This is a genomic window from Marinobacter sp. LM1, from assembly GCF_042763285.1.
Classification (GTDB): domain Bacteria; phylum Pseudomonadota; class Gammaproteobacteria; order Pseudomonadales; family Oleiphilaceae; genus Marinobacter; species Marinobacter nauticus.
In genome coordinates, this window is sequence record NZ_CP114373.1 from 476047 (window position 1) to 500209 (window position 24163).

Consider the following 24163-nt stretch of genomic DNA (forward strand, 5'->3'; position numbering starts at 1 on the left):
GCTCGGGTGCCTCGCTCGGGCTGGCAGCGTGTTCACTGCCTGTGCTTTTATTTTTTTACAGGTTTTGCCACGATTCATTCATCATACTGACTATCTTGCCGAAAATAACCTCTTGCCGGAGCTCTCTTGACCGTTCACGCCGCGCCCATAGTTCTCGATTTCGAGGATGGAATCGACCGCAAGACGCTCAGGCGCCTGCGGGACCGGTTTCTGCTGGTTAACGAGCAGCGCTGGCGGCGGGCGTGCTCGGCACTGACTTACCGGCAGCAGATGGTGCTGGAGTTGTTGCCGCTGGTTTTTCACCGCAACCATCCGGCCTTGCCTGGCTATCTGGATGGTAACTGCCCGGACGGCTTCAATGGTTACACGCCCGGCCCGGAAGTGCTGGATGCGGCCCGCCGTTACGCCCGTAGCTTTCACTATCGTGATAAGGGCACTCGAAAGCCTGATCTGGACAGTCTGTTCCTGATGGGAAGCCCTGGCACCCTCGGGCACTCGGTGGCCAGTGATCTGGATGTCTGGCTCTGCCACCGTCAGGATTTGCCGGCGTCGGGCATTCGGTGCCTGGAGCGAAAAGCCGAAAAACTGTCGGAATGGGCCGGTGGCCTGGGGGTGGAGCTGCACGTGTTTGTGTTCTCTGCCGCCGATTGGCGGGCCGGGCGACAGCGCGTGGAAGTCACCGGGGAAAACTGCGGCAGCGCCCAGCATTTTCTGTTGCTGGATGAGTTCTACCGCACCAGCATTCACCTCGCCGGCCAATATCCGTTGTGGTGGCTGATCCCGGTAGACCGGGAGGCCGATTACGACCACTGCCGGCGACAGCTGGTGGAGTGTCGGTTTATCCAGGCCAGGGATTACATCGACTTTGGCGCGGTGCCGGACATTCCTCCCGCAGAACTGCCTGGCGCTGGTATCTGGCAGCTCTACAAAGGAATCGATGCGCCCTGGAAAGCCATCCTCAAGCTACTGTTGATTGAATGTTACGCCACCGACCGGGAGCGACCACTGCTCTCGGCCAGCTTCAAGCAGGCGGTTCACAATGGTGTGATCAGCGCCGATGCCCTGGACCCCTACGTGCTTTTGTACCAGAGACTGGAGCAGTGGTTGCTGGCCCGTGACGGCGCAGACCGGCTGGAGCTGGTACGCCGAAGCCTGTACCTGAAATCCGGCTTGCCGCTCAGCCGGGCGGGTATGGTGGGTGATCCCTGGCGGGTCCAGTTGTTGCGCAGTCTGGTTGAAACCTGGGGCTGGTCGTCGGAGGATCTGGGCCGGCTGGATGATCGTCAGCGCTGGTGTGCCGAGGAAGTGATGGGACTACGCCGGCGGGTGGTTGCCGAGCTTACCCACAGTTACCGCTTGCTGGCCAGATTGGCCCGGGAACAGGATGCACAGGCGTCGATCAGCGCCAATGACATCAACCTGCTGGGCCGCAAGCTCTATGCCGCCTTCCAGCGCAAGGCCGGTAAGGTCGAGCTGATCAATCCTGGGCTGGTGCCCTCGCTGGCAGAAGAGAATCTGTCGTTTCACCATCGCAGTGAACAGGGGGCAGCCGGAGACGGCTGGTTGTTGTACCGGGATCTTGAAGATCCGTCCGACGCCTTCTGGCAGCCGGTTATTCGCCGCGCCGGCAACCTGGCTGAGTTGCTTGTCTGGTGTTACTGCAACGGGCTGCTCAGTCGCAGTACACGGTTGAATGTGCGAGCGGGCCAGAGCGTGGCGTCGGTCAGCGAGTTGAAGGAAATACTGGATGTGCTGGCTGGTTTCCTGCCGGTGCCTATGCCCCCGGCGCCCCGGCAGGCCCTGTCCCGTGCAGTACGGCCGTTACGCAACCTGTTGTTGCTGAATGTGGCGGTGGACCCACAGGCTCATCTGACCGAGCGGGGGCTGCATAAACTCAGCGCCCGCAACGACTCGCTCGGGTTCAGTGGGGCCCGGGACAACCTGGTGGTGACCATCGACCAGATTACCCTGAACAGCTGGCACGAAGTCAGTCTGCAGCATTACGCGGCTGGGGATACCCTGATCCAGTGTTTGAAGAATGTGCTCGCTCAGGTGGCGATCAACCCTGCGGAATTGCCGGATATCCGAGTGATGGCGCCCAGCCGGGGGCACGGACAGGCCATTGCCCGGCGTGTGAGTGAGTTGTTTGCCGATGTGCTCCGACAGTTTTTTGCAGGCGGCACCGGCCCCCATCCCTTGCGTTATATCATCGAGATGGATCAGCGTTATTTTCTGCTCCAGTTCAATGGCCAGGAGCCGGGGTTTGTTGCCCTGGATAGCCGCGCGGCATTGATGGATGCCTTGTTCCAGCCCCAGGACAGTTTTCTGCCGGTGGTGCCGGATCGCTATGCTTTGCAGGATGCTCCCCTATTGAAAGCGGTATGTGAAGCCTCCGAAGCCGGTAACATCCAGGTATTCTGGCAGCTGCAGGGAGACCAGGGCCAGCTCTGGGTGGTGGATGAGTATGGCAGTCTGTGGCATCGCCAGCTGAAGGCCCAGCAACGCCGTCATCTACTGGCACCGTTATTGCGATTTCTGGACAGTGTTATTGAGCGCCGACAGTTGCGCCAGGCAGATAATCTGGAGCCGGTCGCCGGTATCCGGTGTTACGAACTGGTACGCAGGGATGGCCGATGGCTGGCCGATCCGCGGCCAGAACTGGTCGCCGGAATGCCCTTGTCCGGCCTCGAAGTGCAGGCGGTGGGCGTGCAACAGGGTGACAGCATTCTGCGCTTTGATCTGTATTGCAACGATCAGGAGTTTACCGTGCAGGAATATGGCGACCGGTTGATTCCGGCGGTGGCCCATTACATCCGCTCCCTGCGGCAGAGTCCGGACCCCTATCCGGTGTATCTGACTGACCTGCATCTGCCCCACGATCTCGATCCACAGCTGTATCAGCGCGATATCCAGACCAGCCAGTACCTGTTCTACCGGGCGCAGTTGGAAGATGCCCTAAACCAGCACCTGTCCTGAACATGTGAATCCTCGCGGTGCGGCCCGGGTGTCGGGTATACTTCGGCCATTATTCACTCAGGGGATTGGGTATGCAGCTTGGGCTTGTGCGCCGCCTGGCCGTCGCGCTCTCGGTGTTTGTGGTTTTGATGGTATCCGGTTGTGGCCAGAAAGGGCCGCTGTACCGGAACGCGCCGGTGCCCGACGCCGTACCATCGCAGACTGGTGACACCGAGGTAGCTGCGGAGGCGGGCGAAAATGCCGATGAGGACAATGAACAGCCCTGAGCCAGACCACCCGACCTTAAGCTTTCAGGAACAGCATGGATCACTTCAATTACCGTAACGGCGAACTCTACGCCGAAGACGTTGCCGTTGCCGATATCGCCGAGCGCTTTGGTACGCCAGCCTACATCTATTCCCGGGCGACGCTGGAGCGCCATTACCGTGCTTACGATGAGGCCCTGAAGAATCGCCCTCATCTGGTGTGTTATGCGGTCAAGGCGAACAGCAATCTGGCCGTGCTCAATGTGCTGGCTCGTCTGGGGGCCGGTTTTGACATAGTCTCGGCCGGAGAGCTTGAACGTGTGCTTCGTGCCGGCGGGGATGCCGGTAAAGTGGTTTTTTCCGGCGTTGGCAAGCAGGAATGGGAAATGAAGCGGGCCCTGGAGGCCGGCGTTCGCTGTTTCAATGTCGAATCCGACACCGAGCTTGATCGCCTGAACAAGGTGGCTGGCGAACTGGGAGTGAAAGCGCCCATTTCCCTGCGAGTGAATCCGGACGTGGATGCGGGCACTCATCCTTATATCTCGACCGGCCTGAAGGAAAACAAGTTCGGCATCGATATCGCCGAGGCGCCGGCAGTCTATGCCCGGGCGGCCAGCCTGCCCAACCTGGATATCCACGGGGTGGACTGCCACATCGGCTCACAGCTGACGTCGGTTTCGCCGTTCCTGGATGCCCTGGGCCGGGTGCTTTCCCTGATCGACACCCTGGCAGAGCAGGGTATCCGTATCCGCCATCTGGATATGGGGGGCGGTCTGGGTGTGACCTACATCCAGGAAACCCCGCCGCAACCGGCAGATTATGTGAAAGCCCTTAATGAACGCATGGGTGATCGAGAGCTGGAGCTGGTGCTCGAGCCGGGCCGCTCCATTGCCGCGAATGCGGGCATTCTGGTGACCCGGGTGGAATTCCTGAAGTGCACCGAACACCGGAATTTTGCCATCATCGATGCGGCCATGAATGATCTGATCCGGCCGGCGCTCTACAGTGCGTGGCAGGCCATTATTCCGGTTCAGCCCCATCAGGACAGTGAGGAAAGGCCCTGGGATCTGGTGGGCCCGGTGTGCGAAACCGGCGATTTTCTCGGCAAGGATCGCGCTCTGCGCCTGAAAGCCGGCGATTTGCTGGCGGTACGCTCGGCCGGGGCCTACGGATTTGTTATGGCCTCCAACTACAACACCCGCAACCGGCCCCCGGAGTTGATGGTGGACGGAGATCAGGTGCATGTGGTTCGGCGCCGGGAGACTCTGGACGACCAGCTGGCGCCGGAAAGTTGCCTGCCGGAATGAGCGGGGGGAACGAGATGTCTCAGCAACGACGTGGCCAGGGTCCGGTCCTGCGCTTTACCAAGATGCACGGGCTGGGTAACGACTTCATGGTGGTCGACGCCATCAGCCAGCCATTCCGGCTGGCCCCGGACACGATCCGGGAGCTGGCGGATCGCAATTTCGGGATCGGTTTTGATCAGCTGCTGGTGGTGGAGCCACCGGGGCTTCCGGATGTGGATTTTCGCTACCGCATTTTCAATGCCGATGGCTCGGAGGTGGAACAGTGCGGCAACGGAGCCCGCTGCTTCGCCCGCTTTGTGCGCGATCAGCGCCTGACCAACAAGCGTGTTATCCGGGTCCAGACTGCCAAGGGTGTGATTGAGCTCAAAGTGGGTCGGGATGGCCTGGTAGCGGTCAACATGGGGGTGCCGGAGCTCAACCCCCCCGCGATCCCCTTTGCAGCGGATCAGCGCAAGGATGTTTATACCGTCGACGTGAATGGTCAGACGGTCGAGCTGTCAGCCATCTCCATGGGTAATCCCCACGGAGTGCTGGTGGTGGACAATGTCGATACGGCGCCGGTAGAAAGCCTTGGCCCGCAGTTGGAAAAGCATCCCCGGTTTCCGGCCAGGGCCAACATTGGTTTTCTGCAGGTGATTGATCGCCGCCATGCCCGGTTGCGGGTGTTTGAACGGGGCTCCGGCGAAACACTCGCCTGCGGCAGCGGTGCCTGTGCAGCGGTGGTGGCCGGTTGTCTCCGCGGCTTGCTGGACAGCCGGGTCGAAGTCGAGTTGCGTGGCGGCAGGCTGGTCATTGAATGGCAGGGGGAAGGTACCCCTGTTATGATGGAAGGTCCTGCAACCACGGTATTTGAAGGCCAGTTGCGGCTGCCTGGCGAACCCCAGCCCCGGCGCCGCAGGAATGCCCGCCCGAACACCCGACCTCATAAAAACGGGGCCTGAACCGATCAGGAGAACACGATGACAGAACAAACGGCCCGCCAGAAGGCCGGCGAACTCACCAGGGAACAGGTCGCAGAATATCTGAGGGCCAATCCGGACTTTTTTATCGGCCAGGACGAGCTGCTGCGCAGTTTGACTCTGCCCCATGACAGCGGCCGGGCGATTTCCCTGGTGGAGCGTCAGGTGCACCTGTTCCGGGAACAGCGGGACACGTTACGCCGGGAGCTGGTGGAACTGGTGTCCATCGCCCGCCACAACGACCGGTTGTTCGAGAAAAGCAAACGCCTGCTGATGCAGGTGATTGAAGCCCGTAACCTGCAGGATATGGCGGCTGCCATTGATGACAGTATCCGGGGTGATTTTGGTCTGGATGCCGCGTCGGTACTTCTGTTCAGTGAAACCGGTCAGCTTCAGTCACAGGGTGCCCTGCATATGGTGGATGCGGCCGCGGCACGCGAACGGTTGGGAAGCTTGCTGGAAGGGGAGCGGGCCGTTTGTGGCCAGTTCCGCGAGAATGAGCGTGAATTCCTGTTCCCGGACCGTGACGAGCCCATCGCCTCCGTTGCCCTTGTGCCCCTGCGCCACGAAGGTCTGGTGGGTGTGTTTGCTGTCGGCAGTTGTGAACCCGGTTACTTTGATCAGAGCATGGGCTCGCTGTTCCTGAGCTACATCAGTGACACCCTGAGCCGGCTTTTGCCGCCCATGCTCAAGCGCCACGGTACCGGCGCTCCGGTGACGGACCTGACCGCGGAGACCGGCCAGGGGTGAGCGTGGCGGCGAGTGACCAAAAAGGATCAGCGAGCCAATTGGCGGCGCTGACCGGCTTCATTCGTCATCTGCAATCCGAGAAACGGCATTCACCCCGTACCTGCGAACACTATCAGCGCGACCTTCAGCGGCTGGTCGCCTGGCTCGCAGATAACGGCCTCAACGACTGGTCAGAGCTGTCTGCCCACGATGTTCGGCGCTACGTAGCCCGGCTCAGCCGGGATGGACTGAGCGGACGCAGCATTGCCCGGCACCTGTCGTCGATTCGGCGTTTCTACCAGTACCTGCTTCGCGAAGGGCTTGCCATCGATAATCCGGCTCTGGACATCAGGGCGCCGAAAAGTGGTCGGCGTTTGCCCCGCGTTGCGGATGTTGATCAGATTGGCCAGTTACTGGATGCCACCCCCGAAGACCCCCTCGAAATCCGTGATCTGGCCATGTTCGAACTGATGTATTCCTCCGGCCTTCGGCTGGCGGAGCTGGCCGGGGCCGATCTGTCGGCTCTGGATCTGAAGGGCCCAGAAATCCGCGTTCTCGGTAAAGGTAACAAGGAGCGCGTGCTGCCGGTCGGCCGTAAGGCCGTGGCGGCGTTGCAACAGTGGTTGTCCTGCCGGCGGGCACTGGTCACCGAGGGTGAGAAGGCACTGTTTGTCAGCCAGCGGGGCACCCGCCTGAGCCGGCGCAGTATCCAGAGTCGCCTGTCTCGCTGGGGTATTCTGCACGGCGCGGACCAGCGTTTGCACCCCCACCTGCTCAGGCATTCCTTTGCCAGTCACATGCTGGAATCCAGTGGCGACCTGCGCGCGGTTCAGGAATTGCTGGGTCATGCGGACATTGCCACAACCCAGGTCTATACTCATCTTGACTTTCAACATCTTGCCCGGGTTTATGATCAGAGCCATCCCCGGGCGCGCCGCCGAACGACCGATCGCACCGGGTGTGAAGAGGAAGAGCATCGTGCCGGCCAGTAAGGGAGTAGTTCATGGCATCTGAAGATTCCTGGAAAGAGAAATATCTCAGGGAACTGGAAGAAGCAGAGCATCGGGAAAAACAGTGGGAATCCGAACGTAATCTGCTGGAACGAATGCTGGTACGAACCAGTCTGGCCTCTGAAGGACAGCGACCGGAGCTGGACGAATTGTTGGGTCGGTTGCGGGAGGATATCCGTAAGAAGCAGATCAACCTGCAGCACTGGCGGGAACTGCAGGACCAGATTGACCGGCAGATTACCCTGCTGGACGAGCAGGCCGGGCCTCAGGCTGTGTCGCCCACACCGGAACCGCAAGCCCCGGCAGAAGGTGTGGATCTGGCGGATACCACCCAGCGACTGAGAATTGCACGCCGCATCGGCCAGTTACTGGGGCAACTGTTGCAACAGGCTTCCCTGGAGCCGGCCGCAGAAGCAGAAGCCCGGGAATTACAGCAGACCTTGCTGACCAGCAACGACTGGGAAGTGCTCCGGGAGGGGCTGAACCGGGTCGCCGATCTGGTGATTGCCGCCATTACCCGCAGCCAGCGCGAATTCGAGGCCTTCCTGAAACGTCTGGATGAACGCTTGCAGGCGTTGCGGGAGCATTTTGCCCAGCAGAGTGACGCCCAGACTGGCCGGCAGGACGCCACAGCAACGCTGGACCGGGAAATCCGTGCCGAGCTGGACAAGGTGGGGGATGACATCCGCGCCAGCGAGGATATTCAAGCTTTGAAGCAGTCGGTCAGTCAACGCCTGGAATTTATTGGCAGTGCGCTGGAGCGGTTCCGGACGTCGGAAAGCGAGCGTGAAAAACTGCTGGCGAACCAACTGGAAGCCATGCAGGAGAAAGTCGCGGCCATGGAGGCCCATTCGGAACAGATGCAGGCCCAGGTGCGTGAAGAGCGTCAGCGAGCCCTGACCGATCTGCTCACCCAGCTGCCCAACCGTGAAGCCTGGCAGGAACGGCTGTCGTTTGAATACAATCGCTGGTTGCGCTACCGGCACCCGCTCACGGTGGCTGTGCTGGACGTGGATCTGTTCAAGCGCATCAACGATTCCTATGGCCACAAGGCAGGGGATCGCGTGCTGCAGTTGGTGGCCCGGGAGATGAGCACTCGCCTGCGGTCGACGGATTTTATCGCCCGGTTCGGTGGCGAGGAGTTTGTGGTGCTTCTGCCGGAAACGCCCACAGATGAAGCCCGCAAGGTATTGGATTCCCTGCGCGAACATGTATCCGGCCTGCCGTTCCATTTCAGCGGCGAGCCGGTAAGCATTACCTTTTCAGCGGGGCTGACCGGTTTTCAGGACGACGACACCGAAGAGTCGGTGTTTGACCGGGCTGATCGGGCCCTCTATCAGGCCAAGGATGAGGGCCGAAATCGGGTGTCGGTGCTCTGACGCCGCCAATCAGTGCCTTAGCAGGGCATCCAGTTCATCAATCACCTCCGCCCAGTCGCTGTCATCTTCCAGCCCTTCCTCCAGAAAATGGGATTGGCTCTCTGACCAGAAGGGCGCATCCTGGATAGCGACTTCACTGGGTAATGGTGAATGTCGGGCGATGAAATGCTCGACTTCCGATTGACCGGAGGGCAGACCCAGTTGTTCGAACAGGGTGCTCAGGCTGTGTTTGCTGGTGTCCATGGTTACGTACCTCCATCAGCTCATTGGCAAAATGCAATCCTGCCCGTTTGCAGGTATGGTTTTCCTGAAATGTAGTGGACCCGCCGAGGATATCCAGTGAAGTCTCGTTCACAGTTCATGTTTTGCCTCCTGTTGCTGCTTTTTCAAGGGGCCGTGTTGGCGGATCCACCCCAGAATTCGCCGGCGCCCGTGCTGGGCGTTGAAGATCTGCGTTGGCTTGCAGAACAGGATGGCTTCAATGTGGGGGTCAGGCATACCCAGGTGCCGCTGGTGTTCGATACCGGGGAGGGGCGCATGGCGGGCATCTGGGTGGACTACCTCAACCGCCTGTCCTCCAAGCTGGGATTGCCCATTGAGCCCTTTCTGATGAACCAGATGCTGGGCACTGAGCGGCCAGAGCCGGACCTGATCCTGACCACCCGACTGCCCGGCGCCCCGGTTATTCCCGGCGTGCGACACACAGCGCCCTTGATGTCACTCACCTACGGGGTGTTTGTGAATGCCGGCGACCCGGCAATCCGGACTCTGTCTGATCTGGAGGCAGCGAAGGTTGTCATTGTCGGCGACGACCCCAATCAGTTTCCGCTGCTGGACCCGGTGGAAAGCTTTACGCCGGTACCGGTTTCCAGCCTGGGTGAGGCGGTCAGCCGGGTTATGTCGGGCGAGGCAGATGCTTTTCTCGGGCCGGTTCCGGTGGTGTCTGACTACCTCGAATCGGCGATGATCAATGGTGTCGGGCTGGCGGTGTTGCTGGATCGGCGACCTGTGGATGTGGTGCTGCAGGTTCCCATTGAGCAGGAGCGCATGTTTCGGGTGTTTGATCGCACCGTATCGTCACTGACCCATCAGGAACATCGCAATATTCGCCAGTCCTGGTTGGCGGGGGAGCTGCCCGAAGTCGAGACCCGAAACGTGGCCCTGACCGCCGGTGAACTGGAATGGCTGGCCAGTAACTCGGAGATTACCGTCGGACTGAGGCCGGACTGGCCGCCGTTCGAGTTTGAACAGGATGGCCGGCCCACGGGGCTGGTCGCCGACTTGCTCAGCCGGCTGGAGAAGGATCTGGGGATTCGCTTCCAGCGAGTGACGGTAGACAGTCGGGCCGGCGCCGAGGAAAAACTGAAATCCGGTGAGCTGGACGTGCTTCCCGGCATGTCCCGCACGCCTCGTACCGAGCAGGAATTCCTGTTCACCCGGGCCTATGTCAACGTGCCCATTGCGCTGGCGATCCGCGACACCGGTCGCTTTATCGGAGACCTGCGTGAACTTCGGGATGAGCGGGTCGGCGTGGTAAACCGCCAGGCCAGTCATGACTATCTGCTGATTAATCATCCGAATCTCGACCTCTATCCCCAGCAGACCGTGGAAGACGGGCTGCTTGCGCTTTCCAACGGCGATCTGGATGTGATGGTGACGCATATCCCGGCGGTAAGCTACACGGTGGCACGGCTCGGTCTGTCGAACCTGAGGATTACCAGTATTACCCCTTACCAGTACGATCTGAGACTGGCGGTCAGCCCGGCCCAGCCTGAGCTCCACCGCATTCTGAACAAGGCGCTGGGCAGTCTGCCGACGTCCGAAACCGAAGCCATCTATAATCGCTGGATTCATCTGGATATCGAACAGGAAGCCGATTACACCGTGGTTCGGCGGATCATTCTGATAGCCATCGTGGTGGTGCTGATCTTCCTGTACTGGAACCGCAAACTTTCACTGGAAGTGGATGAGCGAATCCGGTCCGAGAACGCGCTGCGCCGGAGTGAGGATGAACTCCGTGCCGCCAAGCTTGAGGCGGAGCGGCTGGCCCGGGAGGCGGAGGCTGCGAGCCGTGCCAAGAGCGAATTCCTGGCCAACATGTCCCATGAAATCCGAACGCCTATGAACGCGGTGATTGGCTACAGCGATCTGCTCTACAATTCGGTCACAGATCCCCAACAGCGCAATTACCTCAATGCCATCCGGGCGGGCAGTCGAAGCCTGCTGATGCTGATCAATGACATTCTGGACCTGTCGCGGATCGAGGCCGGCAAGATGCGCCTGGATTTCGGCCCTGTTTCCGTGCGCCGGCTGCTCAGTGATGTCCGCCACATCTTTGACCTGCGGGCGACGGAGCAGGGCATTACCCTGGAAGTGAGCGTGGGATCGGGTATGCCCTCGGCGATGATGCTGGACGAAACCCGCTTGCGACAGGTGTTGTTTAATCTGGTGGGCAATGCCATCAAATTCACCCACGACGGCGGGGTTACCGTGCGAGCGGTCGCCAAGCCGCTGGGCGAGCCGGCGGATGCCGATTCCGAGGTTTGTTACTACCGGCTGGTGGTGACCGTAGCTGACACCGGTATCGGCATAGCCCCGGACCAGCAGGAGCGGATTTTTGAAGCCTTCGAGCAGCAGGAAGGCCAGAGTTCCCGGCGTTATGGCGGTACCGGGCTGGGGCTTGCGATCAGTCGTAAACTGGTGGAAATGATGGGCGGCAGACTGACCGTGAAAAGTGAAGCCAATGTGGGCTCGACGTTCAAGGTGGTACTGCCCAGAGTAGAAGCGACGGTGGAGCAGGCTGATGACGATGGCGCGCCGGAGGAATCCGAACGCCTGCTGGCCCAGACCATGAGTATGCATGAGCGGGGCTGGCTGCGGGAAAAACTGGCTGAGGACTTCGGTAACGAATGGCAGGAAGTGCGGGAGAGCGGCGACCCGGAACAGATGAAGGATTTTGCTGCCCGCATTGTCGAATGGGGCCAGCGGCACCGGTCATCGTCGGTCACGCGTTACGGGGAGAAGCTGCTGGCGGATGTGGAGGCTTTCAACCTGGACGCGGTCAATACTGCCCTGGATGCGTTCCCCCGACTACTGGGGCAGGAATAGCACGGGCGGCTTGCTCAGAGGCAGTCGAACTGGGACTGGCGGTCAAAGGCAACGGCCACCATGTCGTAGCCGGAATCCGACAGCGAGCGGATCAGTTCGCGATCTTTCAGCAGGGTCATGCACACTTTGTGTACGCTGGCCTGAAGTTGTTTGGCGGCCGGTTGCTGGTTCGGAAAGCGGAAATCCACAATCAGGTATTTCCGGTCTACGCTGGCCCGGGCGGGAATGTCCTCGCGCTCGATACTTTCGTAGCCGATGTAGGTGGCTTCATTGGCCTGAAAAACCTGGCTCATCAATACATCCAGATTTTCGGCGGCTACCTGCGCCGATGACAAGCCGAGCACCAGACCAGAGAGAAGGGCGGTAGTAAAGGTGCGCATGTGAGGCTCCCGAAAGGTAATCTGCGATTCTTGTTAGTGTAACCAAGTGTAAAGTTTGGTTACAGTTGATTGTTGCAGAGTGTGGCGTACTTTTCCTCCTGTGGGCGCTGGATTTTTCAATTGTTTGCAATGCTGAAATGATTTCCGGATGGTAAGGCCCGGCGTTGGTTAATGCCTGTTGTAGCCTGTGATTTCAGCTATCATTGACCAACAGTTGTTGTAAAAGCAGAGGGATAGCCATGTACCAGCTCGTGTTTAAAGGAGAGTGCACGCCAGGCACCGATCTGGAAACCGCTCGCAATAATGCCCGGGCTCTGTTCAAGGCCAGCGTCGAGCAGCTGGACCGCATGTTCAGTGGGCAACCGGTGGTCATTCGTAACAAACTTGAGCAGGTTCAGGCCGAGAAGTACCTGGCAGTGCTGAAAAAACACGGGATGGTGGCGTATGTTCAGCTCATGCCCGGAGCCGGGCCGGCCCAACCCGCACCGGCGTCATCAGCTCAGGCTCAAGCGTCAACGCCTGCCCCGCCTCAGGCCCCGGCACCGAAACCAGAGCAACCGGCGACGAAATCCGGTGAGACTCCAGCGGTTGAGCCGGGCGATCGCCTACCGGTGGCCGGCGAAAAGGTGGATGATATTCTGGCCGGTTCCGGCCTGAGCCTGGACCCGGTCGGGGTGACTCTGGTTGAGCATCAGGAGGCTGAGGCACCGATGTTTGAGCATCTTGATGACTGGACACTGGCCCCTGCCGGCAGTGATCTGGGTATAAAACGGGATCTTCCCCCACCGGTTGTGCCGGATACCTCCCATCTGTCACTGGCCGACGATGACAAAAAACAGACCTCGTGACGGGATCGTGAGTACTCGCTCGCCGTCCTGGTTGCTGTGCATTCTGCTTGTCCTGCCCGGGTTCCCTCATGCTTTGGCCGATGCTGATGCGAGTAATGCTCGACCAACCATAGGTCTGGTGCTCAGTGGCGGTGGTGCCAAAGGCATGGCTCATGTCGGGGTACTGCGGGTACTGGAAGAAATGCAGGTGCCGGTTGATGTGGTGGTCGGTACCAGTGCCGGATCGGCCGTTGCCGCCCTGTACGCCACCGGGATGCCGGTGGAAGAAATTGAAAAGCGCTTTATCGGGCTGGACTGGCTGTCCAGCTTTCGCGATGACCCGGGCCGGGCCTACAAGCCGGTGCGCCGAAAGCAGGACGATTGGCGCCTGCCTCTGGTGCCGGGTATTGGCGTCGGTTCCGAGGGCGTTCGGTTTGGTGGCGGACTGGTTACCGGCCAGAATCTCGGTTTTATTCTCAATGAGCTGACCCGTAATGCCGCGCTGGTGGATGACTTTGATCAGCTACCCATCCCGTTTCGGGCTGTGACCACTGATCTGGAAACCGGCGTTGAAGTGGTGATTGGCGACGGCAACCTGGCCGACGCGATTCGTGCCAGTATGAGCATTCCCGGCGTCTACGCCCCGGTGGAAAGAGGCGGGCGATTACTGGTGGATGGTGGGGTAGCCAACAACCTGCCGGTCAGCGTGGCCCGGGACATGGGCGCTGATGTGGTCATTGCCGTGGATATCACCGATCCGCTCATGACCACAGAGGAAATGCGTGAGGCCTTTTCAGTGGTCGGGCAACTCACCACGCTGATGACCCGACGCAACACCGAATTCCAGCTGGGCTTGCTAACCGATCGCGACATTCTGATCCAGCCGGATCTGCAAGGACACACCTCTGCCGATTTCTACGACGCGCCGGTGCTGTTTGAGTTGGGGGCCAGTGGGGCCCGTGATCATGCCGTGGCCCTTAACCAGTTGGCGGTGTCTGACTCGGAGTGGCGGGATTACCGTGCCCGGCTCCGGGCCGAGGAACTGGCGCCGGGGCCGGTCGCCCGGATCGAATTCCGTAAAGGCGACCGCCTGGCCAGTGATTTTCTGCGCGAGCGCATCCGGCAGAAAGAGGGTGAGCCGCTTGATGTCGAGCAACTGGAAGCCGACCTAAAGCGCATCTATGGCCTGGGCTACTATGAGACGGTGTCCTGGTCCATGCGGCCTTCCGAGGCCGGCCCGGTACTGATCATTCAAGCCAGGGAGAAGAGCTGGGGGCCCAACTATCTGTCGTTTGGCCTGAATTATGAGGACAACTTCGACGGCGATACCCGATTCAATCTGGCCTCCGGGTTGCGGATGACCGAGCTCAATCGCCTCGGGGCGGAATGGCAGACCGGGCTTCAGTTAGGCACCCAGCCCTGGGTGCGCAGCCAATGGTACCAACCTCTGGATTATGGTTATGACCGGTTTGCGGTGGTTGGGGTTGAATATCGCCGTGATGATTACAGTGTCTACGACAACGGCGACCGTATTTCCGAGATAGATGTGACCTTTCGGGAAGTGGATCTGGCCCTTGGCATGGAACTGGGTGGCGATGGCGAGATCCGATTGGGTTATGTCCGTGGCTATGCCACCGTGGATGACGAAGTGGGCGTTCCGGTTGCACCTTCCGGTAAGGTGCATCAGGGCTACGGCAGCCTGCAACTGGTGCATGATTCCCTGAGTGATGCCTTCTATCCGAAATCCGGTGCTTTTGCCGGTATCCGGGCCAGAGTAGAGCGAGAAGAACTCGGCAGTGACCGGGAGTTCGATGCCCTCACCGGCATGTTGCTGGGAACCGGCACCTGGCAACGTTTCAATCTCACCGGCTTGCTGTATACCCGGCAGGTCATCAGCGGTGAACCGGGCGTTGAGAACGCAGCGCGCCTTGGCGGCTTTCGGCAGTTGTCAGCCTACGCCCCGGGCGAGATCACAGGAAATGATGCCGTTTTACTGGCGGCCTGGGCCCGGCGTGAATTCGGCGGGCCGGTGCTGCCCTGGTTCACCGGCGTAGGATTTGAGACCGGCAATGCCTGGGAGCAGATGGATGATGCCACCTGGTCCGGGCTGGTGCGATCCTGGAGTGTTTTCGCCGGGGTGGATACCTTCCTGGGGCCGGTACAGCTCTCGGCCGCCTATAACAACGAAGATGAATGGACCGCATACCTCAATATCGGCTTCTCATTCACCCAGCTGTTCTACTGAGTTTTCGCGGTATCAGTGATTCAGAGCGGACAGCACCTGCTCACACTGCTGCACGGCATAACGGTACAGGATATCGGCCAGGGCCTGTTCGTCCCGTTCCCGTATCACCTGGATGGACTCTTCCATATGCGCCAGGTTGTCTTCCAGAACCTGTTTGCCGCCATGGCGGAAGGCGACAAAGGCGCAACGCTTGGCAGAGGGCCAGAGGTCCTCGATGGCCGAGACAATAAAGTAATTGTCGGCGTACACCAGTGAGGCTTTGGTGTATTCAATACCCAGCTCCAGAAACGCCATCAGATCGTTGTTCTGAAAACGGTCACGCATCTGCTCGTACAGGGATTCCAGCCGCTGCATGTCATTCGGTTGCCACTGACGCACCAGCTTCCGTCCGGTGTGAGTCAGGTACAGTTCCAGAGTCTCATAGAGACTGCGGACAAAGTGTTCATCCAGCGGCGTGACGAACGCGCCTTTGCGGGGGACGTTACGCACCAGATGGCGCTTCTCCAGCAGCAGCAGGCCTTCCCGGATGGAGCCGTGGCTGACATCCATCTGCTTGGCCATGGCACTTTCATAGATGCGCTCGCCGGAACGGAGTTGCTCGAAGGCAATCAGGTTTTCAATGTGACGAGCGACCTGTTCGGTCAGGGTTTCTCTGGGTTTGAATGCGTTCATGAAATGGTCGTTTACAGCATCAGTCGAGCGCTCATGTTCGCACAAGCGCCCGCCCGGGGCCAGATCAAAGCAGGGGCGCCAATAGTCGTACCGCCCGGCAGCCCAGCCGGAACAGGATGGAGCGCTGGCGATAGTCGTTTTCGGTCATGGGCCGGCTGGCGCCCAGATCTTCCTCCAGCATGGTTTCCACCTGCTGGATGAACGTCGGGCTGGTGTTGACGGCGGTAATCTCGAAGTTCAGGCGCATGGACCGGTTGTCGAGGTTGGCGGTGCCGATGGCGGCGTAGCGGCTGTCCACCAGAACCACTTTCTGGTGCATGAAGCCGGGCTGGTAACGATAGATACCGATACCGGCCTGACTGGCCTGTACCAGATAGGAATAGGCGGCCAGCCGGACCAGTGGGCTGTCGGTTTTCTCCGGTATCAGGATGCGAACATCCACCCCCCTGAGCGCCGCCAACTGCAGGGCATTCATGATCTGGAAATCCGGCACGAAATAGGGCGAGGCAATCCAGATCCGGGTGCGGGCGTTGTTGATGCAGTTCAGGAAGAACAGCGTGCAGGTTTCCCAGGTGTCTGCCGGGCCGGTGGGCAATACCAGTACTTCCTGGTCGCCGGGAGGCTGCGACACGGACGCCCAGTTCAGTTCCGGCCGGGTATTGCTGGCCCAGTTCCAGTCTTCCAGCCAGGCCAGCTGGAGGCCGGTGACCGCCGGCCCTTCTATTCGGCAATGAGTGTCGCGCCAGGGCTCCTGGTCCATGGCGGTGCCCAGGTATTCGTCGCCCAGGTTGATGCCGCCGACAAACCCCACCTTACCATCGCAGACCAGGAGCTTACGGTGATTGCGGAAGTTGATCTGGAAGCGCCGGCGCCGGATGTTACCGTCACCAAACGAGGCAATGCGGGCGCCGGCGGCAGAGAGTTCATTCAGCCATTTGCGGGACAGAAACGCGCTGCCAATATCGTCGTAGAGGAACCAGACCTCCACGCCCTGGGCCAGCTTGCGTTCAAGGATGGCCTTGATGCGCTGGCCGACGCGGTCTGAGCGGACAATATAGAACTCCAGCAGCAGGTAGTGGCGGGCGTCCTCCATGGCATCGAACAAGGCTTCGAAGGTGGCCTCGCCGTCTTTCAGCAGCGTGCACCGGTTGCCGCTGGTGAACGGTTGCCGGCCGAGTTTGCACAGCACCTGTAGCTCATCGCTGAAATGCTCCTGGCCCGGATTGGTGATGGAGGTGGTCTGGCTTTCAAACTGATCCAACAGGTTGGTGAGGGATTCATCGCCCATGCGGCGGGCCTTGACGTAACCACCAAAGCGATAACGACCAAACAACAGGAACATGGGCACGGCAATGTAGGGCAGGCCCACCAGCGCGAGAATCCAGGCTATGGCTCCCTGGGCCGTCCGATAGGTGAGCAGGATGCGGTAAATACAGGCCAGCGCCGCCAGGTACAGCGCTATCAGCGGAATGGCCAGTAGCGAAAGGTTCTCTGTAATCATGACTCATGTCCCTGATGACTGGCCCGGAACTGGGCCGGTGCAACACCGGTCCAGCGCTTGAACGCACGGCTGAAGGCACTCAGCTCGGAGAACCCCAGGAGAAAGGCGATTTCGCCAAGCGCGTACTGGTCGTCGGCGACATAGCGCAGGGCCTTGTCCTTGCGGACCTGCTCCACCAGGTCGTGGAAACTCATGCCTTCTTTCTTGAGTTTTCGGTACAGGGTCTGGCGGCTCATATGACACTGCCGGGCCAGGGTGTCGGCGTCAATCCGGTCGGTGGCCATCTGACGGGAAATCAGGCGCCGCACCTTTCGGCTGAACGAGCGGCGGGTCTGTAGCCGGGCCATGACCGCATTGACCTGTTTCAGCACCGCTGAGTAAACATAGGGATTCCGGTGCGGGATGGGGTGGCCCAGATGCTTGCTGTCAAACGCCATGCGGGTAACGCCACAGCCGAAATGGACGGTACCACCGAACAGTTTGCGATATTCATCGGCGTACGCCGGCTCCGGGTGGGCAATTTCCAGCCAATCAGCCTCGATCCCGCGATGGATAAAATGGCGGGTCCGGCACAGGGCAGCGGCCAGGGTGCGGTCCATGTCCTGGCGACAGTAATGATCCGGATGATCCGGCTGCCAGGTCAGGATGGCCTGATCCGGGGTTTGCTCAAAACTCAGGGTGACCGACTCGTTGATCAGTCGGTGCAGCCGGACATACTGCACCACGGCTTCGCCCAGAGTGTCGCAGTTGAAGAACACATGGCCGACCAGTCCCATGCGCTCGGGGTCGATGACCTGGCCGGCATGCAGGCCGACGCCCGGATCGGCGGTCAACTGCTCGGCCAGTTCCCACAAACGGTAATGGGCAGAAGCGGGTACCCGTAGGTCCGGATCTTTCAGAGTCGCCAGTGTCAGCCCGGTAGCCTGTTCCACCCGGACACGATCCAGAAGACCTCGTGTTTCCAGATAATGCACCAGCGCCAGTGTGCTGGATGCCGCCACCTGGGGCGATTCCGGATATTCGGTCTGGGGCTGCATGCCTGGGTTCTGCTCCCGGTTGTTATCTGGTGGACTGATACAAAATGTCAAATGATTGGGACAGCAAGTCAACGGGTTGCCACTGCTTCAACGATAGCATGTTGGCTACCAGGTTGAAGTAATGCGTTGCAAAGTGGAGGTGTTGTATGGAACAGGAAATCTTTGTACCCCATAGCGAAATGGAGCGCAAAAACGTTCTGGCACTCGCTGAATACCTGGACAGCATTTTCTATTGCTGATCTTTCAGGCGTATGTCTGTGACCTTCTAGCCGGGCCATGCCCGGCTTTTTTCTGCCTGTCGGGTTGGCACCAAATTCCCCTTGCCCCGTAAACTGGCAGTGGTAGTGTATCCGGTTTGATCCGACAACCGGAGGCTGCCAGACCATGAGTGTTGCACTGAATCACCGTATTTCCGGTCAGGGAGATCCCTTGATCCTGCTGCACGGACTATTTGGTTCCCTGGAAAACCTGGGTGGTATTGCCCGCCGGCTTGAGGACGGCTGGCAGATCCATGCTCTGGATGAACGCAATCACGGCAGCTCTCCCCATACCGACGACATGGACTATCCGGCCATGGCCGAGGATGTCATTGCCTATCTGGATGCCCAGGGTATTGAAAAAGCCAGCCTTCTGGGCCACTCCATGGGCGGCAAGGTCGCCATGCAGGTTGCCCTTAAGCACCCTGAGCGGGTGCGGTCATTGATTGTGGCGGATATCTCGCCGGTTACCTACAAGGCCCACCACGACGCCATCCTTGAAGGCATGCAGCAGATGGACCTTCGTGGCGTGACATCCCGGAGCGAGGCGGATGCCCGCCTGGCCAGGTTTGTCGAAGTGGCGGGTGTGCGCCAGTTCCTGCTGAAAAACCTGGAGCGTATTCCGGCCCAGGAACAGGCCGACGATGAGGTGGCCTTCCGCTGGCGGCTGAACCTGTCTGTCATTGATGCCTGTTATGACAAGCTGGCGGCAGCGCCGGAAGGGCAGGGACCTTTTGAGGGACCGGTGCTTTTTATCAAGGGTGCGGATTCCGCCTACATCCAGGAGAAACACCGGGACACCATTCGTACCCTGTTTCCGGGCGCCGAGCTGAAAATTATTGAAGGTACCGGGCACTGGCTGCACGCAGAAAAACCGGACGCTTTCGCCATGCTGTGCCGGCGTTTTCTGGAGCAGGCCTGATCTTGTCAGAAACCCTGTGATGTCTGCTAAGGTTAGGCTCACGGGGTTATCCGCCGGGTCGCCTGCGGACAAAGAATCATAAAAGGGAACGGGCGCACATGATGAAATGGTTGCTGGTTGGCTTGCTGGTTGTCTTTTTGTTGCTTGGCAGCTTTCTGCTGACCCCGTCCCCGATTGACAGTAAAGCCTGGGATGCGCCCTCTCCACCGGCCATGACCGGTGTGCTGGCGCCCAATGAACGGTTGCGGCTGGCGGATCTGCTTGCCCGTGGTGAGGTGTACGGCCCGGAAGACACCACCATCGGCCCTGATGGTGTGCTCTACACCGGTACCCAGGATGGGTGGATTGTTCGTGTTCACCCTGATGGAACGGTGGAACACTGGCTGGAAACCGGTGGCAGGCCGCTTGGACTTGTGTTTGACAGCAACGGCAATCTGATTGTCGCCGACGCCTGGAAAGGCCTGTTATCCATTACCCCTCAGGGTGACATCACGGTGCTTACCCGAGAGGCCGAGGGCACCCCCTTCCGGTTCACGGATGATGTGGTGATCGCCCCCGATGGCCGAATTTATTTCACCGACGCCAGTTCCCGCTTCCAGCAGCCCGATTACGTACTCGACTTGCTGGAGATGCGTCCTCACGGCCGGTTGTTGAGGTACAACCCGAAAACCCGGAAAACCGAGGTGTTGCTGGGTAACCTGCATTTTGCCAATGGCGTGGCAGTATCCCCTCAGGGCGATTATGTACTGGTGAACGAGACCTGGAAATACCGCATTCTCCGGTACTGGATCAGCGGTCCCAAGGCTGGCCGGGCTGAGGTATTTGCCGACAACCTGCCGGGTTTTCCGGACAACCTGGCGGTGGACGGTGAGGGCCGTTACTGGGTCGCCTTCCCGACCCTGCGTAATCCCCGGGTCGATGCCATGCACAAGTCCCCCTGGCTGAAGGATCTGGTTGCCAAGTTGCCGGACAGCCTGAAGCCCAAGCCCCAGAACTACGGTCTGGTCGTCGCCTTCAATAGCAAGGGCCAGATGCTGACCAGCCTGCACGACACTCGCGGTACTCATCTGCAGGAGATTACCTCAGTTAATCCCCACGACGGTGTTCTATACTTTGGTTCACTTCACAACGACCGTATTGGCCGGCTACCGTTGCAGGCCATCCCTGGCCTTGGAGAAGCAACCCCATGACTGATGCCCCCGCCCTGAGCTGGGATTTGCCCGGCCCGTTCACCCTGGAAATCACGGTTCAGGCCGAAGATACCGATCGACTTGGCCATGCCAATAACGTGGTGTACATCCGTTGGCTGGAGGAAGTGAGCTGGGCCCACATCGAGAGTCTGGGCATGACCTGGGCCCTGCACGAGGAAACCGGCAAGGCCATGGCCATTACCCACACCGATGTTGACTACCTGATGTCGGCTAATGCCGGCGACCAGCTGGTGCTGGGCACCTGGCTGACGGGCTGGGATGGTCGTTTTCGCTCGGCCCGACAATTCCAGTTGATTCGCAGGGCCGATGGCAAAACCCTGTTGCGGGGCATGTCCACTCACGCCTGCGTTGATATGAAATCCCAGCGCCCGGCTCGGGCTCCGAAAGCCTTTGTCGATATTCTGTCCGGCGCCCTGGTGCCCGGCGGCCGGGGCCTGCCGCGCTAGGGCCGTCGCCGGAAATATCTGCTAGTCTCATCCTTGATGCCCTTCGAGGGACATCTGACCCCATGCACTCCGGAGGCAACCATGGAACCTACCGACGTTAGTGAATCAATCCTCATGCAGCACGTGATCTACGGCGAGTTTGGTGAGCGGGAGGTGCTTCAGGTGGCGCAGGCTCCGGTGCCTGAGCCCCGGGAAGGTGAAGTGGTCGTCCGAGTGCATGGCGCCGGTTTAAACCCGATTGACTGGAAGACCCGGAAGGGGCTGGGGTTCGCCGCCCGACAGATCGAAAACCGGCTGCCCTGGACGCCGGGGTACGACGTTGCCGGTGAGGTCGTCGCCGTTGCTGAGGGCGTAACCACCCTGGCCCCGGGGGACCGGGTAATGGGTATGGTGGGCTTTCCGGCCGGCGGTGGTGCTTATGCGGAGTTCACACTGGCTCGTGCTGACGAGTTGGCCATCGTCCCTGATGAGCTTGATCTGGTGACTGCCGGCGCGGTGCCCCTGGCGGCATTAACGGCCTGGCAGGCTCTGTTTGAGGTGGCCAGGCTGGAATCCGGTCAGAAGATACTGATTCACGCCGGGGCTGGCGGTGTCGGCCATTTTGCGGTTCAGTTTGCGCTGGAGCGTGGTGCCCATGTGGTGGCAACAGCCTCACCGGCCAACCGGGATTTTCTGGCAGAGCTCGGCGTGCACGAAGTGATTGATTACCACACTACCGACGTGGCTGAGGAGTGCTATGGCCTGGATGTGGTGCTGGACCTGGTGGGAGGGGAAGCCGGCAAACGCTCCCTGCATACCCTGTCAGAAACCGGCGTGCTGGTGACCATTCCCACTGTGACTGCAGATGACATTGTCAGCGCCGCCGAGGCCATGGGGCTTAGGGCCCACGGCATGACCGTAAGGCCGGACGTGTTTCACCTGGACGAAATTGCCGAGCTCATTGAAGACGGCGATGTGCGGGTCCACATTGACCAGGCTTTCCCGCTGGATCAGGTGCAGGCCGCCCACGCATTGCTGGAGGGCGGCCACGTCCGTGGCAAGCTGGTGCTCGACTGCCGCTGACGGAGGCGAATAGCGTCAGGCTGGAGCGGCACCGCTTGCCGTTTTGTCGCCCTTCTCACCGGCAGGTTCTTCCCGGTCCCGACGTTCCTTCTGGGGTTGTGGGGGAACCAGGCTGATCAGTACCCAGTCGTCACCGGGCTCGAGGGTTTCCATGTCCTTGACCGGGTGAATATGGTCCCGACTGTCGCGTACGAACAACACCAGGGCCTGGTTCTGATACTGGTTCAGAAACTGCTGGTAGCTGAACTCTTCGCTTAGCTGCGTGGTTTTCACGGTGTAGCCCTGGCTGACCAGGCTCGCCAGCTTGGCATAGCTGACACCATCGAACAGACCCCGGGTCCGCTGGACCTTACCTGCGGTCTGAAGCCGCGCCCGCTGATCCTGGTCGCCTTCCACCAGGCCAAACACCGAATCATCTCCGAACCAGTCCAGAAAATGGTAGGTGGCCAGACTGTTCATCTGCTTGTATGGCGACAGTATCAGGAGGTTGCCGATCCCGGTCAGGTCCATATGTGTGGCGGCATGTTCCGACACCGGGTTGCCGAAATACACCGGCAGGTTTTCCATGCGCGCCTGGCGCACGTTCTCCCAGTTGGTGTCGGTCAGCATGGTGGGAATGTCATGCTTTTTCAGGGCCTGGGCCACCAGCCGGGCCACCGGGTTGGCGCCCAGAATCAGGAAGCCGTGCGCGGGCGGTTCCTGAACCCCCAGCAGTTTTGCCACGGGTCGGGCAGTGAGGCTTTGCAGGGTAACGGTGGTGATGATGAGCATAAACACCAGTGGTACCAGTACGCCGGCACTCTCATAGCCGATTCGCTCAAGCTGGAATGCGAACAGCGCTGAGACCGCCGCAGCGACAATGCCACGTGGAGCAATCCAGCTCAGGTACAGCTTTTCGCGCCAGTTCAGTGTGGTGCCAATGGCCGAGAGGAAAATGCTCGCGGGGCGTGCAATCAGCATGAGGATGGCCAGCACAGCAACCAGGCCCCAGCCCAGTTCGGCGATGGCTGCAAACTCTACACGGGCGGCCAGAATGATAAACAGGGCCGAAATGAGCAACACACTGAGGGATTCCTTGAATTCCAGAATGCTGTCGACCGGAACCTGCTTCATGTTGGCCATCCAGATGCCCATCACGGTCACGGTGAGCAGCCCCGATTCGTGGGCCAGTTCATTGGAAATGGCAAAGACACCGAGCATGAAGGTGAGTGTGCCGGCGTTATGCAGGTACTGGGGAATCCAGTGCTTTCTGAGGACCAGGCCGTTCAGGTAGCCGGCGGCGGCACCGATGGCAAAGCCAACCAGCAGAGTCTTGCCGAAAATGTAGAGGGAGTGGCTGAAAACATTGCCCTGGCCCCAGGAAACGATGCCCTCGAACACCAGAACGGCCAGCAGCGCGCCTACCGGGTCAATGATGATGCCTTCCCAGGTGAGGATGTTCGCCAGCTTGGAGGTGGGGCGCACTGCCCGGAGCAGGGGCGCAATCACGGTAGGCCCGGTGACGACGGAGATAGCACCGAACAACAGGGCGACTTCCCAGGATACCTGGAGAATCCAGCGGGCGGCCAGGGTGCCGATAATGCAGGTGACGATGGTGCCCACAGGAATAAGATTGCGCACCATCTTGCCGTGGCCTTTGATTTCCTCGTAGCGCAGGGTAAGGCTGCCCTCGAACAGGATGATGGCCACTGCCAGGGAGATAACAGGAAACAGCAGGTCGTCAAAAATGGCTTCCGGTTGCAGGAACCCGGTCACCGGGCCTGCGAGGATGCCACCGGCGAGCAGGAACAGAATAGCCGGCATGCGTACCCGCCATGCCAGCCACTGGCAAACCAGGGAAGAAACGCCGATGCCGGCCAGAATTAACGTGGTGCTTACGGCCATAAAAGG

The 24163-nt window shown here is 60.0% G+C and carries 20 protein-coding genes; 14 read left to right on the forward strand and 6 right to left on the reverse strand.

Annotation, left to right across the window (positions count from 1 at the left end; translation table 11 throughout):
• The first annotated feature begins 126 nt into the window (after window positions 1–126).
• The 7 genes from OZ656_RS02150 (at window position 127) to OZ656_RS02180 (ending at window position 8605) form a co-directional block, all read left to right on the forward strand.
• Window positions 127–2976 carry a class I adenylate cyclase gene (locus tag OZ656_RS02150; RefSeq protein ID WP_278350070.1) on the forward strand — a complete coding sequence of 950 codons (2850 nt, stop codon included), beginning with the start codon at window positions 127–129 and terminating at the stop codon, window positions 2974–2976.
• A gap of 71 nt (window positions 2977–3047) precedes the next feature.
• Window positions 3048–3242, forward strand: coding sequence for a lipoprotein (locus tag OZ656_RS02155; RefSeq protein WP_272999125.1), 195 nt, complete (start codon window positions 3048–3050; stop codon window positions 3240–3242).
• A gap of 35 nt (window positions 3243–3277) precedes the next feature.
• Complete coding sequence (gene lysA / locus OZ656_RS02160; RefSeq protein ID WP_272999124.1) at window positions 3278–4528, forward strand: diaminopimelate decarboxylase; 1251 nt, start codon at window positions 3278–3280, stop codon at window positions 4526–4528.
• 14 nt (window positions 4529–4542) lie between these two features.
• Complete coding sequence (gene dapF / locus OZ656_RS02165; RefSeq protein ID WP_272999123.1) at window positions 4543–5469, forward strand: diaminopimelate epimerase; 927 nt, start codon at window positions 4543–4545, stop codon at window positions 5467–5469.
• Window positions 5470–5487: 18 nt separating this feature from the next.
• Window positions 5488–6237, forward strand: coding sequence for a DUF484 family protein (locus OZ656_RS02170; protein WP_011784041.1), 750 nt, complete (start codon window positions 5488–5490; stop codon window positions 6235–6237).
• The gene (gene xerC / locus OZ656_RS02175) at window positions 6234–7208 is read left to right on the forward strand and encodes a tyrosine recombinase XerC (RefSeq protein ID WP_272999122.1); all 975 of its coding nucleotides are present in this window, start codon (window positions 6234–6236) and stop codon (window positions 7206–7208) included. The genes OZ656_RS02170 and xerC overlap by 4 nt, the downstream gene beginning before the upstream one ends.
• 11 nt (window positions 7209–7219) lie before the next feature.
• On the forward strand, window positions 7220–8605 hold the full coding sequence (locus tag OZ656_RS02180; protein ID WP_014420365.1) for a GGDEF domain-containing protein: 1386 nt from the start codon (window positions 7220–7222) through the stop codon (window positions 8603–8605).
• Window positions 8606–8614: 9 nt separating this feature from the next.
• Here the strand turns inward: OZ656_RS02180 and OZ656_RS02185 are convergent, their stop codons facing one another.
• Complete coding sequence (locus tag OZ656_RS02185; protein ID WP_011784044.1) at window positions 8615–8848, reverse strand: DUF2789 domain-containing protein; 234 nt, start codon at window positions 8846–8848, stop codon at window positions 8615–8617.
• Window positions 8849–8965: 117 nt separating this feature from the next.
• On the opposite strand from OZ656_RS02185, the gene OZ656_RS02190 reads away from it, so the two are divergent.
• Entirely contained in the window at window positions 8966–11713 is a 2748-nt protein-coding gene (locus tag OZ656_RS02190; protein ID WP_266100775.1) for an ATP-binding protein, read from the forward strand.
• Between the two features lie 14 nt (window positions 11714–11727).
• Here the strand turns inward: OZ656_RS02190 and OZ656_RS02195 are convergent, their stop codons facing one another.
• Window positions 11728–12093: a hypothetical protein gene (locus OZ656_RS02195; protein WP_278350071.1), complete on the reverse strand. Its 366-nt coding sequence runs from the start codon at window positions 12091–12093 to the stop codon at window positions 11728–11730.
• A gap of 239 nt (window positions 12094–12332) precedes the next feature.
• Here OZ656_RS02195 and OZ656_RS02200 point away from each other — a divergent pair, with 239 nt between their 5' ends.
• Both OZ656_RS02200 and OZ656_RS02205 read left to right on the forward strand, forming a co-directional pair.
• Window positions 12333–12941: a hypothetical protein gene (locus OZ656_RS02200; protein WP_278350072.1), complete on the forward strand. Its 609-nt coding sequence runs from the start codon at window positions 12333–12335 to the stop codon at window positions 12939–12941.
• Window positions 12919–15165 (forward strand): patatin-like phospholipase family protein, encoded by a 2247-nt coding sequence (locus OZ656_RS02205; protein ID WP_278350073.1) that lies wholly within the window; start codon window positions 12919–12921, stop codon window positions 15163–15165. The genes OZ656_RS02200 and OZ656_RS02205 overlap by 23 nt, the downstream gene beginning before the upstream one ends.
• A gap of 12 nt (window positions 15166–15177) precedes the next feature.
• Here the strand turns inward: OZ656_RS02205 and OZ656_RS02210 are convergent, their stop codons facing one another.
• The 3 genes from OZ656_RS02210 to OZ656_RS02220 form a co-directional block, all read right to left on the reverse strand.
• The gene (locus OZ656_RS02210) at window positions 15178–15837 is read right to left on the reverse strand and encodes a GntR family transcriptional regulator (RefSeq protein ID WP_278350074.1); all 660 of its coding nucleotides are present in this window, start codon (window positions 15835–15837) and stop codon (window positions 15178–15180) included.
• A gap of 64 nt (window positions 15838–15901) precedes the next feature.
• Complete coding sequence (gene cls / locus OZ656_RS02215) at window positions 15902–17338, reverse strand: cardiolipin synthase (RefSeq protein WP_278350075.1); 1437 nt, start codon at window positions 17336–17338, stop codon at window positions 15902–15904.
• Entirely contained in the window at window positions 17335–18375 is a 1041-nt protein-coding gene (locus OZ656_RS02220) for an AraC family transcriptional regulator (protein ID WP_278350076.1), read from the reverse strand. The genes cls and OZ656_RS02220 overlap by 4 nt, the downstream gene beginning before the upstream one ends.
• A 384-nt stretch (window positions 18376–18759) precedes the next feature.
• On the opposite strand from OZ656_RS02220, the gene OZ656_RS02225 reads away from it, so the two are divergent.
• The 4 genes from OZ656_RS02225 to OZ656_RS02240 all read left to right on the forward strand — a co-directional run bounded on the left by OZ656_RS02225 (window position 18760) and on the right by OZ656_RS02240 (window position 22273).
• Entirely contained in the window at window positions 18760–19554 is a 795-nt protein-coding gene (locus OZ656_RS02225; protein ID WP_278350077.1) for an alpha/beta fold hydrolase, read from the forward strand.
• A gap of 98 nt (window positions 19555–19652) precedes the next feature.
• A complete protein-coding gene (locus OZ656_RS02230) occupies window positions 19653–20744 on the forward strand; it encodes an SMP-30/gluconolactonase/LRE family protein (RefSeq protein ID WP_278350078.1) in 1092 nt (363 codons plus the stop codon).
• Window positions 20741–21211 (forward strand): thioesterase family protein, encoded by a 471-nt coding sequence (locus OZ656_RS02235; RefSeq protein WP_278350079.1) that lies wholly within the window; start codon window positions 20741–20743, stop codon window positions 21209–21211. Before OZ656_RS02230 ends, OZ656_RS02235 begins: the two co-directional genes overlap by 4 nt.
• A gap of 81 nt (window positions 21212–21292) precedes the next feature.
• Window positions 21293–22273, forward strand: a complete 981-nt coding sequence (locus OZ656_RS02240; protein ID WP_379944910.1) for an NADP-dependent oxidoreductase — start codon at window positions 21293–21295, stop codon at window positions 22271–22273.
• Window positions 22274–22288: 15 nt separating this feature from the next.
• Here the strand turns inward: OZ656_RS02240 and OZ656_RS02245 are convergent, their stop codons facing one another.
• The gene (locus tag OZ656_RS02245; protein ID WP_011784056.1) at window positions 22289–24157 is read right to left on the reverse strand and encodes a sodium:proton antiporter; all 1869 of its coding nucleotides are present in this window, start codon (window positions 24155–24157) and stop codon (window positions 22289–22291) included.
• Window positions 24158–24163: the final 6 nt, after the last annotated feature.

What these genes read in the sequence shown, in the direction of transcription:
- OZ656_RS02245 (WP_011784056.1), bottom strand. Translation starts at nt 24,157, where the DNA reads ATGGCCGTAAGCACCACGTTAATTCTGGCCGGCATCGGCGTTTCTTCC.
- OZ656_RS02230 (WP_278350078.1), top strand. Translation starts at nt 19,653, where the DNA reads ATGATGAAATGGTTGCTGGTTGGCTTGCTGGTTGTCTTTTTGTTGCTT.
- OZ656_RS02205 (WP_278350073.1), top strand. Translation starts at nt 12,919, where the DNA reads ATGACAAAAAACAGACCTCGTGACGGGATCGTGAGTACTCGCTCGCCG.
- cls (WP_278350075.1), bottom strand. Translation starts at nt 17,338, where the DNA reads ATGATTACAGAGAACCTTTCGCTACTGGCCATTCCGCTGATAGCGCTG.
- OZ656_RS02200 (WP_278350072.1), top strand. Translation starts at nt 12,333, where the DNA reads ATGTACCAGCTCGTGTTTAAAGGAGAGTGCACGCCAGGCACCGATCTG.
- OZ656_RS02210 (WP_278350074.1), bottom strand. Translation starts at nt 15,837, where the DNA reads ATGAACGCATTCAAACCCAGAGAAACCCTGACCGAACAGGTCGCTCGT.
- OZ656_RS02220 (WP_278350076.1), bottom strand. Translation starts at nt 18,375, where the DNA reads ATGCAGCCCCAGACCGAATATCCGGAATCGCCCCAGGTGGCGGCATCC.
- OZ656_RS02240 (WP_379944910.1), top strand. Translation starts at nt 21,293, where the DNA reads ATGGAACCTACCGACGTTAGTGAATCAATCCTCATGCAGCACGTGATC.
- OZ656_RS02235 (WP_278350079.1), top strand. Translation starts at nt 20,741, where the DNA reads ATGACTGATGCCCCCGCCCTGAGCTGGGATTTGCCCGGCCCGTTCACC.
- OZ656_RS02170 (WP_011784041.1), top strand. Translation starts at nt 5,488, where the DNA reads ATGACAGAACAAACGGCCCGCCAGAAGGCCGGCGAACTCACCAGGGAA.
- OZ656_RS02195 (WP_278350071.1), bottom strand. Translation starts at nt 12,093, where the DNA reads ATGCGCACCTTTACTACCGCCCTTCTCTCTGGTCTGGTGCTCGGCTTG.
- OZ656_RS02155 (WP_272999125.1), top strand. Translation starts at nt 3,048, where the DNA reads ATGCAGCTTGGGCTTGTGCGCCGCCTGGCCGTCGCGCTCTCGGTGTTT.
- dapF (WP_272999123.1), top strand. Translation starts at nt 4,543, where the DNA reads ATGTCTCAGCAACGACGTGGCCAGGGTCCGGTCCTGCGCTTTACCAAG.
- OZ656_RS02225 (WP_278350077.1), top strand. Translation starts at nt 18,760, where the DNA reads ATGAGTGTTGCACTGAATCACCGTATTTCCGGTCAGGGAGATCCCTTG.
- OZ656_RS02185 (WP_011784044.1), bottom strand. Translation starts at nt 8,848, where the DNA reads ATGGACACCAGCAAACACAGCCTGAGCACCCTGTTCGAACAACTGGGT.
- OZ656_RS02180 (WP_014420365.1), top strand. Translation starts at nt 7,220, where the DNA reads ATGGCATCTGAAGATTCCTGGAAAGAGAAATATCTCAGGGAACTGGAA.
- OZ656_RS02190 (WP_266100775.1), top strand. Translation starts at nt 8,966, where the DNA reads ATGTTTTGCCTCCTGTTGCTGCTTTTTCAAGGGGCCGTGTTGGCGGAT.
- lysA (WP_272999124.1), top strand. Translation starts at nt 3,278, where the DNA reads ATGGATCACTTCAATTACCGTAACGGCGAACTCTACGCCGAAGACGTT.